The sequence below is a fragment of the Nostoc sp. FACHB-133 genome, from assembly GCF_014698055.1.
Lineage (GTDB): Bacteria > Cyanobacteriota > Cyanobacteriia > Cyanobacteriales > Nostocaceae > Nostoc.
Map to the genome: position 1 here is coordinate 432,063 of NZ_JACJSH010000001.1, position 17,014 is coordinate 449,076.

General features: G+C 41.4%; 12 protein-coding genes. 6 read left to right on the forward strand and 6 right to left on the reverse strand.

The window, feature by feature from the left end; genetic code table 11:
* The first annotated feature begins 52 nt into the window (after positions 1-52).
* Complete coding sequence (locus H6G86_RS02015) at positions 53-973, forward strand: alpha/beta fold hydrolase (RefSeq protein ID WP_190932865.1); 921 nt, start codon at positions 53-55, stop codon at positions 971-973.
* A 14-nt stretch (positions 974-987) separates the two neighbouring features.
* On the opposite strand, the gene H6G86_RS02020 is transcribed toward H6G86_RS02015, so the two are convergent.
* Both H6G86_RS02020 and plmA read right to left on the reverse strand, forming a co-directional pair.
* Positions 988-2,184 carry an FAD-dependent monooxygenase gene (locus tag H6G86_RS02020; protein ID WP_190932866.1) on the reverse strand — a complete coding sequence of 399 codons (1,197 nt, stop codon included), beginning with the start codon at positions 2,182-2,184 and terminating at the stop codon, positions 988-990.
* 251 nt (positions 2,185-2,435) lie between these two features.
* Complete coding sequence (gene plmA, locus H6G86_RS02025) at positions 2,436-3,419, reverse strand: transcriptional regulator PlmA (protein WP_190932867.1); 984 nt, start codon at positions 3,417-3,419, stop codon at positions 2,436-2,438.
* A 266-nt stretch (positions 3,420-3,685) separates the two neighbouring features.
* Here plmA and H6G86_RS02030 point away from each other — a divergent pair, with 266 nt between their 5' ends.
* Positions 3,686-4,426, forward strand: coding sequence for a dienelactone hydrolase family protein (locus H6G86_RS02030; protein WP_190932868.1), 741 nt, complete (start codon positions 3,686-3,688; stop codon positions 4,424-4,426).
* A 187-nt stretch (positions 4,427-4,613) separates the two neighbouring features.
* Positions 4,614-5,516, forward strand: coding sequence for a S1 RNA-binding domain-containing protein (locus H6G86_RS02035; RefSeq protein WP_114085550.1), 903 nt, complete (start codon positions 4,614-4,616; stop codon positions 5,514-5,516).
* A gap of 372 nt (positions 5,517-5,888) precedes the next feature.
* Here H6G86_RS02035 and H6G86_RS02040 read toward each other — a convergent pair whose 3' ends face one another.
* Together H6G86_RS02040 and H6G86_RS02045 are read right to left on the reverse strand one after the other, a co-directional pair.
* Complete coding sequence (locus H6G86_RS02040) at positions 5,889-6,896, reverse strand: GUN4 domain-containing protein (RefSeq protein ID WP_190932869.1); 1,008 nt, start codon at positions 6,894-6,896, stop codon at positions 5,889-5,891.
* A gap of 566 nt (positions 6,897-7,462) precedes the next feature.
* Positions 7,463-7,651 (reverse strand): hypothetical protein, encoded by a 189-nt coding sequence (locus H6G86_RS02045; protein ID WP_179071541.1) that lies wholly within the window; start codon positions 7,649-7,651, stop codon positions 7,463-7,465.
* Positions 7,652-7,779: 128 nt separating this feature from the next.
* Between H6G86_RS02045 and H6G86_RS02050 the strand changes: the two genes are divergently transcribed.
* The 3 genes from H6G86_RS02050 (at position 7,780) to H6G86_RS02060 (ending at position 10,771) form a co-directional block, all read left to right on the forward strand.
* Positions 7,780-8,157, forward strand: a complete 378-nt coding sequence (locus H6G86_RS02050) for a hypothetical protein (protein WP_190932870.1) — start codon at positions 7,780-7,782, stop codon at positions 8,155-8,157.
* 172 nt (positions 8,158-8,329) lie between these two features.
* Positions 8,330-9,205 (forward strand): SDR family oxidoreductase, encoded by an 876-nt coding sequence (locus H6G86_RS02055; protein WP_190932871.1) that lies wholly within the window; start codon positions 8,330-8,332, stop codon positions 9,203-9,205.
* Positions 9,206-9,289: 84 nt separating this feature from the next.
* A complete protein-coding gene (locus tag H6G86_RS02060; protein WP_190932872.1) occupies positions 9,290-10,771 on the forward strand; it encodes a beta-barrel domain-containing protein in 1,482 nt (493 codons plus the stop codon).
* 182 nt (positions 10,772-10,953) lie between these two features.
* Here H6G86_RS02060 and H6G86_RS02065 read toward each other — a convergent pair whose 3' ends face one another.
* Together H6G86_RS02065 and H6G86_RS02070 are read right to left on the reverse strand one after the other, a co-directional pair.
* Positions 10,954-12,840 carry a S8 family peptidase gene (locus tag H6G86_RS02065; protein ID WP_190932873.1) on the reverse strand — a complete coding sequence of 629 codons (1,887 nt, stop codon included), beginning with the start codon at positions 12,838-12,840 and terminating at the stop codon, positions 10,954-10,956.
* Between the two features lie 297 nt (positions 12,841-13,137).
* On the reverse strand, positions 13,138-16,854 hold the full coding sequence (locus H6G86_RS02070) for a CARDB domain-containing protein (protein ID WP_242064650.1): 3,717 nt from the start codon (positions 16,852-16,854) through the stop codon (positions 13,138-13,140).
* Positions 16,855-17,014 lie beyond the last annotated feature (160 nt).

A 17,014-nucleotide genomic window follows, 5' to 3' on the forward strand; every position in this document is an offset into this window, starting at 1 on the left:
CCATGTAATAAGGGAAAATGACTAATGACAACTGACAAAGGACTAATGACTAATGCCTTATATTAAAGTTCGTGGCGTTGACCATTACTACGAATGGATTAAAAAACCATCTGGTTCATTGGTAAAACCAGTGATGGTTTTTATGCATGGTTGGGCTGGTTCGGCTAGGTATTGGCAAAATACCGCTAATGCTTTATCCGAGCAATTTGATTGTTTACTCTACGATATGCGGGGATTTGGCCGTTCTGGTGGGAAGCCAACCATAGCCGAAGCTAGTGAAGCTGTTGCTGAATCTAAGTCCTCGCAAGAAGAATCAGAGGCAATCAGAGATTTGACTTATGAATTAGAAGAATATGCTGATGATTTGGCAGCTTTGTTAGATGGGTTGCATCTTCAGCGTGTCTATATTAATGCTCACTCAATGGGTGCTTCTGTTGCTACTTTATTTTTTAACCGCTACCCCCAACGAGTGGAACGAGGAATTTTAACCTGTAGCGGCATTTTTGAGTACGACGAAAAATCCTTTAGTGCCTTTCATAAATTCGGTGGCTATGTAGTGAAATTCCGTCCCAAATGGTTAAGCAAAATTCCATTTGTTGACCGGATGTTTATGGCGAGATTTTTATATAGTTCGATACCACATTCTGAGCGTCAAGCTTTTTTACAAGATTTTCTTGAAGCAGATTACGATGCAGCTTTGGGTACAATTTTTACTTCCGTTAGTAAAGCTCAATCTGAAGTGATGCCGCTTGAGTTTGCCAAGCTGACAGTGCCGACTCTGCTCGTGGCGGGAGAGTATGACAAAATTATTCCGGCCGAGATGGGGCGTAAAGCAGCTGCACTGAATGACAAAGTTAAGTTTGTGATGATTCCTAACACAGCACATTTCCCAATGTTGGAAGATGCTCCAACTTATATGCAAGTGGTGCAAGAATTTTTGCAAATTAATATTCCACAGCCACAAGTTAAATAACTTCTGGCGGTTTTTTACACAGTTAAATGAACCTGTGTTATACCTTGACGCATTTTATATTGTCGCTTTAACCAAGACTTTTTAATTATTTTACGGAGCAAGGGAGCGAGTTGACTCAACAGCGATCGCAACAGTGCATTTTTTCGCAGTAGTTCGCCTTGTTTAGCTTCCTGTAACTGGAGTTGCTGGGCGCAGATAATTTCTGGCTCACGTTCTGCTTGGATGCGCGATAGTGCCATATCAATGTCCTTGTGTTCGGCTTCTTTGTGCAACAACGGCACAAGGTGATTAGCAGCGACAATCACATCACGCAATGCTAGATTAATTCCTTGAGCGCGGACAGGAGACATTGGGTGTGCAGCGTCACCTAGAAGCAATACCCCTGGTGCGTGCCATTGTGGACAATAACCAACTACAACAGAAAGCCGAATCGGGGATTCAATGGTGTCTGCATGATTACGGAAATGTTCTGCTAGCCATGAGGGTGATAGTGAGGCAAAAGTCTCTGCCCAGTTAGCTTGTTTGGAGTCAGTGTTTTCGGTTGCGGACATCACCCAAGCTAGATGCAGTTTTCCTGATTCTGCTCCGTGAAAGATGGTAAATACGCGATCGCCATTTACAATAGTACGAAAAACATTATCGGCTGCAAACTCAGGGCTGGCGGCAAGTTTAAACCAGAGAATATCAATATTTTTGGGCTGGCGTACTAATTCCAATCCTATACGTTGTCGCACAAGAGAATTTCGACCATCTGCCCCAATCACTAAGTCAGCAGTTAGTTCTCTCCCATCGCTCAATACTACACCTGCGACACGTTGATTACTCCAACGTAAATCTTTGACTGGAACACCCCGGATAAATTCAAACCCATCATTGGTTTGAGCTTGCGAAATCAGTGCATTAAGTAGCGGTGGTTGTGAAACCAGTGTACAGGGTTGGGTTGCCCCCATTGGTTCTTCGACTCGAAACAATTGCTTGTCCCCCACAATGAATTCCCATGCGTCGAGTTGTCGATGGGGAATATGCTCCAATAACGCGGATAGACCCATTTGCTCTAGTGCATCTAATCCACTGGGCATTAATCCTTCGCCACGAAAAACACGATGAAAGTCTTTTGCTGCTTCAATTAAGGTTACAGCAATACCACGTTGTGTAAGGAGCAGGGCAAGGGTTACACCTGTTGGGCCTGCGCCTACAATCACAATCTGCACTACCTTAGCCCTCCCGTATCAGTTGCTCTCAAAGATGTTAGTTGAATTACCTTGATATTAGAGACTTCCAGTTAAAAAAATATCCCGTCGTAGGGGCGCAAGGCGTTGCGCCTCTACAAATCCATAAATAATTTGGGATAATTTATTTTTTGCAAGTCCCTTAATAGATTTTACGTTACGGAATAGGAAACCACAGAGGCGCAGAGAACACAGAGAAATGAGAGTTTGAGAGTATTTTACGTAAGTCGTAATTAACTCAAACCTAGTTCTCGTTTGAGCAAGTTAATCGAGTTAGTGCCGATATAATTTTCAACCTTAATCAGCTTTGGAGGACGAATAATATCTTCATCAGATGCTTGTACGGCTGCTTGCACTGCTGCAAAACTGGCTTGATCGCTGATGATTACCTCAGCGCGTTTAACCATAGCCTGAAGTTTATAGGCATCTTTTGGTTGCGAAGTCATTACTAGTAGTTCATCTCCCCGCAGACCGTGGAGGATGACTTCTGCTGCTCGTGCAATCCCGGAACTGAGGCTAACTATACCTACACAATTTTCTTTTGGTAGGGTTTTCAAGAGGCTGAGTTCTTTGCTGTAGTCGTAGATATCTAGAGGAATTACCCGTGCAGCTTTAGGGGCTGCGATCGCTTCTACATTACTGATAAAATACCGACTTGTAACTACTGTCGCAGAGGTAGTTTTATCTAACACAGCAGTTAATTCTTCCATTGCTACTAACTGGACTGGTATTTTTAGCGATCGCTCCAATTCATAGACCATCAATTCACCAGCACCCATATCATAGGATGGAACTGCAACCAGTACTCGCGCACTACAACGCAAGCGCCAGTCGATTTCCGCTAAAAATAGCTCTCTGGCTTGATTGAGTGAACATCCTTGGGTGAGCAAATCATCGAGTGCTTGCTGAACAACTTGATATGCGTCAGGATTTTGTTTGAGAATTGGTGATTGTAGCCGACTACCGCCCTCATGACCTTGGGGACGAACATAAATTCCCGAACCAGCCATACTTTCAACAAATCCGTCTTCTTCTAGTTGACGGTAAACTTTGCTAATGGTATTGCGGTGTAATCCAGTTTGCATTGCTAATGCCCTTGTGCTTGGCAATTTGTACGCTGGGGGATATTGTCGAGAAGCGATCGCAAAGCGGATTTGATTAAACAGCTGGGTTGATGCGGGAATTTCGCTGTCTGGCTGAATACGGAATTGAATCACCACCAAACCTCCTGAATACTAAGTGCTGAGTGATAAGTGCTGAGTTTTGGGTATTAAGTGTTACTTCTATACATAGCACTCCTTTAGTGACCAGCTGTATTTGCTACATATCAAAATATTTGATTTACAAATAAAATTTTTCTGGTAGAAATTTTTAATGCGCTCACTATGGTATTTGGTAATTCTATTGGAAATAACCTCGGCATACTGGCATAGTTATATCAAACAAACACACCGTTAATCACATAACACGGGTAAAAATTATTATGGCAGAGCAAGCAATAATTACCACAACGGTTAATCTTTTGCAAGATAATATTCAAGTGTCAGCATATCTGGCAGAACCAAAAGAACCTGGATCTTACCCAGGAATTGTGGTTTTACAAGAGATTTTTGGTGTCAACGTTCACATTCGGGATGTTACAGAACGGATTGCCAAACTTGGGTATGTAGCGATCGCACCTGCACTTTTTCAACGCACTGCTCCTGGTTTTGAAACCGGATACACACCCGAAGATATTGAAACGGGCAGAGGCTACGCCATGCAAACTCAAGCATCAGAGTTATTGAGCGATATTCAATTAGCAATTGACTACCTCAAAAATCTGCCCCAAGTAAAAAAAGATAGTTTTGGCTGTATTGGCTTTTGCTTTGGCGGTCATGTTGCATATCTTGCAGCCACCTTACCAGATATTAAAACTACGGCTTCCTTCTACGGTGCTGGAATTACCACCCGCACACCAGGAGGCGGCGCTCCCACTGTTACCCGCACCAGAGAAATTCCAGGTACTGTCTATGCCTTCTTTGGTACAGAAGATGCCAGCATCCCACCTGAACAAGTAGATGAGATTGAAACAGAGTTAGAAAAATATAAAATTCCTCATCGTGTGTTTCGCTACGATGGAGCTGATCACGGATTTTTCTGTGACCTTCGCGCCAGTTATAATCCTAAAGCGGCAACCGATGCTTGGGAGCAGGTGAAACAACTTTTTGGTCAACTGATCTAAAAACGATCCAACCAAGTTCGTCATTGGTTACTTGTACTGAGCGTAGTCCTTGGCGCAGCCTCTCATAGAGAAGTATTGGTCATTAGTCATTGGTCATTTGTTATTTGCAAAGGACAACTGACAAATGACTAATGACAATCTAAACTTCAATGGCACCATCTCAAATAAAAATTAATCTTCAAAAGTCATGAATTCCGAATCGAAACTTTCTCAAACAGCCAATTCGTCATTTACGATGGACGATTTTGCCAAAGCGCTAGAAAAACACGACTACCAGTTTCAAAAAGGACAGGTTGTACATGGCAAAGTGTTCCAACTTGACCATGATGGAGCTTATGTCGATATTGGTGGCAAGTCGTCAGCTTTTCTACCGCGCGATGAGGCTTCTTTGAGAGCAGTTACCGATTTATCGGAAGTGCTGCCATTGCAAGAGGAAATGCAGTTTTTGATTATCCGAGATCAGGATGCAGAAGGTCAAGTCACCCTTTCTCGCAAGCAGTTGGAAATTCAGCACATCTGGGAACGACTGGCGGAAATGCAGGAAAATGCTCAGACTGTGCAAGTAAAGGTTATGGGTGTGAATAAAGGTGGTGTCACCGTCGATATTCTCTCCTTGCGGGGGTTTATTCCGCGATCGCACTTGGCAGAGCGTGATAACTTAGACGCACTCAAAGGTCAAAATCTGACTGTGGGCTTTTTGGAAATTAATAAAAACACCAACAAACTCATCCTTTCTCAGCGATTAGCAACTCGTTCTAGCAACTTCAGCTTATTAGAACTAGGTCAACTAGTGGAAGGTAAAGTTACTGGCATCAAACCTTTTGGTGTGTTTGTCGATTTAAATGGAATGGGGGCTTTGCTTCATATCAAGCAGGTAAGCCAAAAATTCATCGACTCTCTAGAAAAGGTATTTAAAGTTGGACAGCCAATTAAAGCTGTAATTATTGACTTGGATGAGGGTAAAGGGCGGGTTGCTCTTTCTACCAGAGTTTTGGAAAACTTCCCTGGCGAAGTGTTAGAGAATATGGATGAGGTGATGGCTTCGGCTGAGGCGCGGGCTAATAGAGCTAATAACAAAGCTGCTGAATAGTTTTGAGGTGGGCTGTTTGCACAAAGCGTTTAAATCCCGATCTGAAACAATTTTAAATTGTTAATACTCCCCCTGCATCTACAAAGATGTGGGGGGATTTTAAATTGGGAAAACTTTTTACAGACTCTTTTCTTGTTTCTGGCAGTAAATGCGGGTAAAACAAGAATTTCAGTCAGCTTTAGATGACTTTTGCTATGAGCCGCAGAATTTATTCTGAGGCGGACGTGCGGGGAATGCCAACATTTTGCAATGATGCAAATACCTGAGTCTAGAATCTCAGCCAGTGCCAAGTATCGGATCTCAGATGTTGATTAACTCGTAGAAAGTAACCTTATTACAAATATTTAATATAAGCTATGAAGTGCTTATATGTTAGACTTCACAAGTCTCGGCACGAGAAAAAAGATCACGCAACCCCTGAAAGCAAAGCGGAAGACCGTTCCACCGAACCGGAAGCGACATCCATGTGATCTGGGCTTGCTGTGTTTTGGGCAGGTGATGACCCCTATGACCCCACTTTTGGACAATAGGAAGGTGTCCTTCTCGTGCTGAAGTGTTTAAAGACTCGTCATAAATCCAGTTTCCTTCAGTTTCCCAAATCCAGTTTCCTTCTACTCTCCATCCTACGCGCTCGCCAAATTTTTCCCAGGCTTCTTTATAATATTCACCGTCAGCCTTCCCACCACATTCGAGATAAATTTTCTTCTGAACGCTAAAGCCAAAGCGCCCGTTGCTGTATTTTACCCAAATTTGATCAATGGTGCGTAAGTCAGTACAGGGAAAATTATTGATCGATTCCTTATCTAACCAGCCTTCCTCTTCCCTGCTAGATGCCTTAAGCATGACAGCTAAAGTTTCCTCATCCGCTTCTTTCCACTTGCCTGCTGCTAGCAAATCTCGCAATCGCGTGTAGTTTACTCGCTTCTCAGAACTGAGATCATCAACTTGAATTACTTGTTGTAGCTTTGGTTTTCGTCCAGTAATACCCCAAATCAACTGCTCCATAGCCTCAGCATCTGTCCGAAAGTCAACCCACGTATGACCCCTAAGAAAAATTGGAAGTTTAGGCTGCTGTGGTGTATTCCCAAGCAAAACGGGAATCACGGGACAGCCTCTCTCTACAAATTCGTTTAAAAAAGCTTTCATCTCTTTATTTTGCCAGGGGCCCAATCCACTGCTACCTACAAAAACTGCTGCTGATTTAATATTTTCTATTTGTTCTTCTAGTGAAGACTGCCAGTCTAAACCAGGACGAAGTGCCCACCTATCTAGCCAAGGTTTAATTCCTTGTCTTATTAATTCATGAGCAATTTCTATAACTTCAGGTTTGTCTTTGCTATTGTGGCAAAGGAAGACATCAAACTGATCTTCGTCACTCATCTATAAGTCTCCTCACATCCACTTCTCTATATCGGCAATAATTGCTAACACATTATACTTACTGCTTTAAATCCTTCTTCAACGATTCTAACTCAGCTAAATACTGCGAGTTTTTGCCTAAAAAATAACTCTAATGTAGGTTGGTTTGAGGAACGAAACCCAAGATTTTTAGGGCTTTGTTGGGTTTCACTCCGTTCTCCCCAACCTACAAATCTTCTTAACATAATTACTTAAGTTACGTCGAATTTAATAAGCAAAATGACATTTGACTTACTCAAAAGAAGCTTTTACTTTCTCAAACCCCAGTTTGCTTTCTAATTTCAGTGTTTTCCGCAAGCAAAATGAGCTTTTACTTTCTCAAACCCCAGTTTGCTTTCTAATTTTGGTGTTTTCCGCAAGCAAAATGAGCTTTTACTTTCTCAAACCCCGGTTTGCTTTCTCAAACCCCAGTTTGCTTTCTAATTTCGGTGTTTTCCGCAAGCAAAAGCAGCTTTTACTTTCTCAACCTGCTTGATTGCTGACTCATTGCAGTAATTCACGCATTTGTGACAACTATCCCTTGGAGATTACTTTTCTCTATCTTTATCTAATGCTTCCTGGATTGCACGACGGCAAAATTCTGGAGGATCATCTTTGGTAGATAGTTCTTCCTTCATAGTTTTGGTAATGCGTAGGTTAATTCTTTCTGTTAATGATTCTTCTCTATTTGATTTAATTGGTTGTAAATTTTGTGGGTTCCCTTTAGGATTAGGCATTATTGAGAAATATAAACAAGGCTTGATTTACTTGGTGCCAAAACAATAGATTGTTTTTTAGTGGTTGCGACAACTTGCCGGAAGTACAACCACCAATATCCAATTCAAAAAATGGACACTACTATTTTATGTTCACGCGTTCCGAACTTGAAATCAAGACTATTAAAGAATTACGCGATTTATGTCGAAGATACGGTGTAAAACCTACCGGGAATGCAGGATACAAAACCTCGTACATCGTAACTCTGATGGCATTTCCACTTTTAGCGCTCCAACAAATGAAGCTAGGTAAAGGGTTAAAATCCCCTAACTTTAACGCTATCCAGGTAATCAGTTCTGCTGTTGAGGAGATGAATTCACCCACAGACGAACAAACAGCACTGATTCGGATAACTTTGGAAGGCAGAAAAATGAGCTATCCTGACCGATATCAGCAAGAAAATCTGCTGAACTTGCACAAGGCTAAGATGTCACTTGAACAAGCTATCGACTTTTTGAGCCAATAAAACTGATTTTATTAACCTATCCCCTACATCTACAAAAATGTGGGGGATAATTTTTTGAGATTAAGATAAATAAGGTGTGACCAATTGGCTTAGTTGGCGTGAGGATATCTTGAGCATATATCGGGCATTTTGACAACTATAAACGCTGCAACTATTCAATTTAGGTATTTATATGTTTCTAGTAACTGGAGCAACGGGAGGAATTGGTCGCAGAGTTGTGCGACTCCTTCGACAACGAGAACAGTCTGTGCGGGCATTTGTCCGCCTTACCTCGCGCTACAGCGAGTTAGAACACCGGGGTGCAGAAATCTTTATCGGTGATTTGCTGCGGGAAAAAGATATTCAAAAAGCTAGTCAAGGTGTGAAGTATATTATCAGCGCCCACGGTTCTGATAGCGATGCTTTATCCTTAGATTACCGTGCCAATATTGAACTGATTGACCAAGCAAAAGCCAACGGCGTAGAGCATTTTGTCTTCATTTCGGTATTGGGAGCCGATCGCGGATATGAAGACGCGCCTGTGTTCAAAGCCAAACGAGCCGTAGAGCGATATTTGTCAGCTAGTGGCTTGAATTACACAATTTTACGCCCATCTGGATTAGCATCTAACTTGCTGCCACTGGTAGAACGATTTCGGGAAACGGGATTGTATCTGCTGATTGGCGATCGCAAAAACCGTAGCTCAATTGTCAGTACCGATGATTTGGCAAGGATAATAGTTGATTCTGTGACAGTTGCAGGCGCTCGTAACCAGATTTTGCCAGTGGGAGGTCCGGAAATTTTATTACGAGAAGATATTCCCCGGATTTTTGGTCGGATTTTCGCCAAAGAGCCAGTAATAATTAATTCACCACTATTTTTTATTGATGGATTACAAGGTGCATTGGGTTTATTTAATCCCCAAGTCCAAAAAGCTTTGGGAACTTATCGCACATTGCTAGCAAACGAATTTTTCTGTACAAAAGATGAAATTGCCAATTTAGAAGCGATTTTTAACTTCCAATTGGAGACATTAGAAAACTTTTTGCGGCGTTATCTAACAGTTTGAATTAAACACAAGTCATTAGTGAATCACCAAGGACAAATGACTAATGACTAATGACTAATAACAAATAACAAAGGATAAGAATATATGGTAAATGCTGCTCAAGCACGTCAGACAAAAGAGCGATTCGCCCAACCAGAAGAACAACTCACTTATGAGTTGGGGAAGGCGGTACAGGAATTGCCACCCCTGTACACGAGATTATTAGCGGGAACAATGAGCGCCATTGTATTTGGAGCGATCGCTTGGGCGTACTTCTCGCAAATAGATGAAGTAGCAACAGCACCAGGGGAATTAATTGCTTCCACACAGGTTAGGCCAGTGACATCCTTGGGTGGGGGATCAATTGTCGGTGTGAAAGTGCAAGAAGGCGATCGCGTTACCAAAGGTCAAATTCTAATTCAAAAAGACCCTGACTTACAAATAACTGATGTTTCCCGCCTAGCCAAATCAACTAGATTGATTCAAGACGATTTGCAACGTTTAGATGCAGAACGTCTTGGAGGCAAAACAACTGGGACAAAACTACAGGATGAACTTTTAACTTCCCGCCTGCAAGACTACCAAGCGCGTCAAGCAGGAGCAGAAGCAGAAGCAAATCGCCAAATAGCACTAATCAATCAAGCCAAAGTCCGCTTGACTCGATTGCAAGACAACTTAGCTAATGCCAAAAGCAGCTTTGCTAATGCCAAAACCAACCTGGCCAACGCAGACAGCATCCGAATTAAAATTGAAAGTAATTTGGCACTTGCACAAGAAAGGGAAAAAAGCTTACGCACCCTAATTACTACTGGTGCTGTACCTCGTGTCGATTACTTGGATGCTCAAGAAAGATTGACTCGTGCAAAGACAGAAATTACCAGATCGCAAGATGAAGTGACTAACGCCCAGAATAGAATAACAGAGGCTCAAGATAAAGTCACATCATTAGAAAAAGATATTGCTGCCCAAGCCCAAGAAATTCGCCAAGCAGAACAAGCTTACAATGCTGCCCGCAGTCAGGCCCAGCGTGTAGCATCAGAACGCCAAAGTGAAATATTGACACAGTTCAACAAACGTAAAGAAGAACTGACAACTGTTCAAGGTCAATTAGAGCAGGCGAGGAAGCAGCAAGCTTTAGAAACGATTGAGGCTCCCGTTGCAGGTACGATTTACAGAGTCAAAGCCACCAAGGGGCCAGTCCAATCTGGTGAAGAATTGCTGTCAATTTTGCCAGAAGGGGAAGAAATGCTTCTAGAGGTGAAAGTTCTTAACCGCGATATTGGGTTTATTCGTCAAGGAATGAAGGCAAAAGTGAAAATGGCGACTTTCCCATTCCAAGAATTTGGCGTTGTGGAGGGCGAAGTCATGCAAGTCAGTCCGAATGCAATTATTGATAAAGAATTGGGCTTAGTTTTTCCTACAAGAATTAAGCTAAATAAACATTCAGTTAATGTACGTGGTCAAGAGGTAGAATTTACACCAGGCATGTCTGCTACAGGTGAAATTGTCACTCGTAAAAAGTCAATTCTGACATTTATTACTGAGCCTGTAACACGGCGGTTCAATGAGGCATTTTCTGTTAGATAGGTTTGTAGCCTCTCTTGTTCTTATAACTATTTCAAAAGCGCTTCCTATGCATTCCACAAACCACATCTAAAACGTAAGGGTTTAGCAATGCTAAACCCCTAAATTCATTTGTAACAGACAAGCGGGTTGCTTGATTTTTCTAACTGAATAGTATTTGACTCAACTACAAATCGCTATAACTTTTAAGCGATACCTAAGAATTTTTTATACTGTTCTATTTGTTTTTGCATTCCCTCTAGTAGTTTCCAAAAATCAAGATTATTCTCATTTTTATTATCATCATTGCTATCCGTATTGATGCCTATAATAGTCTGACCTATCAGAGAACCAACACTAGAATTATTCAAACTAGCAATAGTCTCTGGTGTGAGATAATTTGCTGTTTCTGTAATAGTCTGACCAATTAGAGAACCAACATCAGAATTATTCAAACTAGCAATAGTCTCTGGTGTGAGATATTTTGCTGTTTCTGTAACAGTCTGACCGATTAGAGAACCGACATCAGAATTATTCAAACTAGCAATAGTCTCTGGTGTGAGATATTTTGCTGTTTCTGTAATTGCCTGACCGATTAGAGAACCGACATCAGAATTATTCAAACTAGCAATAGTCTCTGGTGTGAGATATTTTGCTGTTTCTGTAACAGTCTGACCGATTAGAGAACCAACATCGGAATTATTCAAACTAGCAATAGTCTCTGGTGTGAGATAATTTGCGGTTTGTGCATTGATATGTAGAAGGTTGTCACCAGACATCACCTGCTTTGCCAGAGAACTGACATTAGAAATATTTAAACTAGAGTTTGTACTTTGTGAACTATTTGCTGCTGTGTCTGCGTAGCCCGTCGTAGACATCACTTGCTTTGCCAAAGAACTAACATTAGAAATATTTAAACTAGAGTTTGTACTTTGTGTGCTGTTTTCTGATGTTTCTGCCACAATCTGACGTACTTGGGCATCAGTCAGGCTGGGGTTAGCACTAAGCATCAGGGCAACTACACCAGCCACATGGGGAGCAGCCATAGATGTGCCGCTATAAGTGGCATACTGATTATTCGGAACTGATGAATAAACCTTGACTCCTGGGGCTGTGACATAAGAGATTTGATTTGTTCCAGAGCGGTTAGAGAAATCAGCCATATTATTATTTCTGTCTACTGCCCCAACAGCAATTCCCGAATTGGATGCATAGCGGGCGGGATAGTCTGGTGATGAGTCACCATCATTACCTGCTGCCATGACGACAATCACTCCTTTGCTACTGGCATAGTTAATGGCTGACTCCAGAGTCCGATTGGAAGATGTGCCTCCTAAACTGAGGTTAATCACATTAGCTCCATTATCCACAGCGTAGCGAATACCTTTAGATATCGAGCTATAGGAACCAGAGCCAGACTCATTCAAAACTTTGACGGGCATAATCTTGGCATTGTATGCAATACCAGTGACACCGTAGTTATTATTTTCTCCTGCGATCGTGCCAGAAACATGAGTACCGTGACCATTGTTATCTAGCGTGTTGTTGTTTTGATCTGCAAAGTTCCAGCCGTAATTATCATCAATATAGCCATTGCCATCATCATCTATACCGTTACCCGCAATTTCCTTGGTATTTGTCCAGATATTATTTTTTAAATCCTCGTGGTTATAGTCAACCCCAGTATCTATAACAGCGACAACAACGCCTTTACCTGTGTATCCTTGTGCCCAAACTTCTGGTGCTTTAACAAGGTCTGCTCCCCAATTATTACCACCAAGATCGGGAACATCAGCAAAGGTATTCTGATTAGTAGCTTTAGCCACTGCTGCTGCTGCATTAATTAAGCCATAGCCATTGGTAGAGTTATAACTTTGCGTGGTAAAAGCATTAGTAGTAGCGTTACTGCTATTTTCGTAGTTACTATTATTTAGTAACTGCACATGAGAATCGGCTGAGTTGTAGCTACTACGTCTGCTTAAGTTGAGGCTGGTGTCATTCTTAGTATTAAATGTATCTAATGAAGAGATTGAAGTAAAATTTAAGCTTTTATTAGTAGAAAATAAATTGTTATTAGTATTATCATTGAGCATAATTGTTTTTTCTCAAAAATAGAAATGCTTTTTAACAGCTAAAATTGCTAGAACTTTTGTTAAATAAAAGTTCTAACGTGTGAATAAGCCGTATTGTTAATAATTACTATGAAATTTAATAATAAAATGCTAATTCTATTACCAAAAAATTATTATGAGAATCATGCTTTTTGTGAATAGCTATTTAGAATACACTTAATTATAAAAAAAGCGGCAGAATGAGTGGCATTTGCTGCTCATTCTGGCGCTTATAGAAATTGCAATTTACCTTTGATAAATGACACTTAAGGGATGATTCTATGCCAAACTATTTGCTGCTGTCGTTGTGACAATCTGACGCACTTGGGCATCAGTTAAACCTTTTTTAGCACTGAGCATCAAAGCTATTACCCCAGCAACATTAGGAGTTGCCATAGAAGTACCATTTTTGAAATCATAATTATTACCTGGAAGTGTCGAGTAAATATCGACTCCTGGAGCTGTAACGTATGCAAGTGGAGTTGTTCCAGCTCGGTTGGAGAAGTCAGCCAGTACGCCATTATAAGAGACTGCTCCAACCGCAAGTCCCCACTGGGTAGCATAATGGGCGGGATAGTCTGGTTCTGATTTACCATCATTACCTGCTGCCATGACGGTAATTGCGCCTTTGCTGGCAGCATATTGAATAGCTGACTGTATCTCACTACTTGCAGAACCACCTAAGCTGAGGTTAATGACATTAGCTCCGTTATTGACTGCATAACGAATACCATTTGCGATCGCACTATTAGTTCCTTGACCATCGCTATTCATAACTTTCACTGGCATAATCTTGGCATTATAGGCAATACCAGTGACACCAAAGTTATTTTTCACCCCAGCAATAGTGCCAGCAACATGAGTACCATGACCGTTGTCGTCTAATGGATTGTTGTTGTTGCTGACGAAGTTCCAGCCGTTGACATCATCAATGTAACCATTGCCATCATCATCTTTGCCGTTGCCAGCGATTTCCTTGGTATTCTTCCAGATATTAGCGCTCAAATCTGAGTGATTGTAATCTACTCCACTATCTATCACAGCAACGATCACACCCTGACCTGTGTATCCCTTAGCCCAGACTTCCGGTGCTTTCACTAAGTCAGCTCCCCAATTATCACCACCCAAGTCAGGAACATCAGCAAAGGTACTCTGACCTAAAGCTTTTGCTACGGCGGCGGCGGCATTAATTAAGCCATAACCTATAGTTGAGTTAAACCCGCCACCATTAATAGGAGTGAGACTAATTGCTTGTGTATGGTAAACCGAGTTGTTACTTTCATTACTTTCGGCAACATCTCCCAATCCATCGGCTTTGAACATCAAATAGTATTTACCTGCTGCAATGGTGGTGTCAATAGTCCAAGATATGGACTTTGAAAATATAGCAGAGGGTGCCAGGCTTGGAATGGGAACAGTGTCGTACCCTATCGATATATCATCATCATTGCCTAAAATTGTGTCTCTGGAAAGAGAATAAGCTGTTTTGCTGCTACCAGCATTGCCATTACCTTGATTTTTGATCTTATAGGTAAATTCAAGTGTAGTACCAATAGCGGCGCTAGTTGGAACTGAAGTATCTACTATTACTAAGTCTGGTGCAGTAATTGTAATTGCTTTGGCAACGACGTTGTTATTTTCATTGCTTTCTCTCAATGACCCAAAACCATCTGCTTGGTATAGGAGATAGTAACTACCGGGAGTAATAGTGCTGGAAAGGTATAGGGATGTAGACTCGGAAATTACAGCAGAGGGAGTAATGTCAGAGATACCGATAATATCCGAACCGACCGAAATGTCCTCAATACTGAAGCTGGTATCTTTAGAAAGATAAAAGCGTGTGGTGTTAACACCTGCTTTACCATTACCTTGATTTTTTACCTGATAGCTTAGTTGGATTGTTGTACCAATGTTGGCGCTAGCAGGAGCCGAAGGATTTTGTATTAATAGGTCTGGTGCTGCAATCGTAATTGCTTTGGCCGTAACGTTGTTGTTTTCATTACTTTCAAAAATCTCGCTATTGCCATCGGCTTGTAATAGCAGGTAGTAATTTCCAAAAGTAATATTACTGCTGAGTATTAAAGAGTAAGACTCTGAACTATATTTACCAGCGCCCAATCCAGAGTATAAGTAGCTTCGGGAATAGCTTAAGTATGTGTCATCGCCGCTCAAGGTCGTATCTTTAGAAAGATAAAACTTCGTTGTACTAGAACCAGCACTGGCAGTACCTTGATTGGCTAGTTGGTAATTGACAGTGATTAAGCTACCGGGGTCAACAAGACTAGGAGCCGAAATATTTTGGATAATTAGGTCTGGTTTAGGGCCATTAATAGCGATCGCTTTGCTGACAATGTTATTAGTTTCGTTACTTTCACCAACATTGCCATTAGCATCGGCTTGATAGAGCAAGTAATAGTTACCTGCGGCGATCGCATTGTTAATGATCAGCGATGCTGTCTCTGAGCTAGTAGCACCTGCGGCAATAGCGTTAACGCCATCGGAGCCGAGCAACACATCATCATTACTAAAAGCATTATCCTTAGATATATAAAACTTGGTGGTAGTTGCAACAGCACTACCAACACCTTGATTTTTGACCTGATAGCTTAGTTGAATAGTGCTACCAACGGCTGTTGTAATCGGAGATACAGCGTTTTGTATTATTAAGTCTGCTTGGGTAATAGCGATCGCTTTACTAGCAAAGTTATTGGTTTCATTGCTCTCAACTGCATTTCCTGCGCCGTCAGCTTGATAGAGCAAGTAATAGTTACCTGTGGCGATCGCATTGTTAATGATCAGCGATGCTGTTTCTGAGCTAGTAGCACCTGCGGCAATAGCGTTAACGCCATCGGAGCCTAACAATACATCGTCATTACTAAAAGCATTATCCTTGGATATATAAAACTTGGTGGTAGTTGCAACAGCACCACCAACACCTTGATTTTTGACTTGATAGCTTAGTTGAATAGTGCTACCAACTGATGCTGTACTAGGGGCTGAGGTATTTTGAACTATCAGGTCTGATTTTTGAGTTGGAGTAATGGTGATTACTCCGGCAATACCGTTGTTAGTTTCATTGCTTTCAGCAACATTCCCATCACCATCGGCTATATATGCTAAGTAATAATTCCCAGCAGTGATGTTACTGCCAAGACTGAGTGTGGTTGACTCGGAACTATAACTACCCGCAGCAATGCCGCTAACGTAGTCATAGCCCAAGTACACATCTTCGTTTCCAATATTTAAATCTTGGGAGAGATAAAACTTGGTGTTGCTAGCAACAGCACTGGCATTGCCTTGATTTTTGATTTGATAGTTCAGTTGAATGCTACTTCCAGCCGCCGCCGAACTGGGATTTGAGGTATTTTGTACTATCAGGTCTGGTTTAGTAATATTAATTACGTCAGCAACAGCATTGTTGTTTTCGTTGCTTTCGGCAACATAGTTATAGCCATCGGCTTGATACACCAAATAATAGCTACCTGCGGCGACGCTATTGCCGATGGTGAGTGTGGTTGACTCTGACCGATAGTAACCAGATAGGATGTTATCAACATAGTCATCGCCTAAAAATATATCTTCACTCCCTAAAGAGAGATCCTGAGACAGATAAAACTTGATATAGCTATAACCAGCACTGGCATTGCCTTGGTTTTCAATTTCATAGCTCAGTTGAATGGTACTGCCACCTGCGGCATAACTGGGAGTTGAAACGGTACGTGCTATTAGGTCTGGCTGAATAGCAGCGATCGCTTGAGTAGAATTTCCGTTGCTTAAATTACTCTTCTTGGCATAATTGTTTTTACCTCCGAAAGCGTCGATTTCCGTAGAAGTATAACTACTGCGATCGCTGGATCTAAAACTATTTACACCACTCAGACTGAAGCTAGAGTCAGTATTCTGATTATCAAAAATATTAGATTTTTTTGATGATAGAAGGCTGGCTTTTATACCAGAATTTTCATTAATAGAGTTAGAGTCTTTGGTAAAAAACATTAGTACTTTCACCTCATATATTCAAGTAAATTTGCACCAAGAAAAGTACTCAAATCCTTGATATATAAGGGAATGAGCCGGAAAATATTTCTTTGTAAGACAGGTGCTACAAATACACTTAACTATAAAATTACGTAATTAGCAAGTAAGATTACAGTTT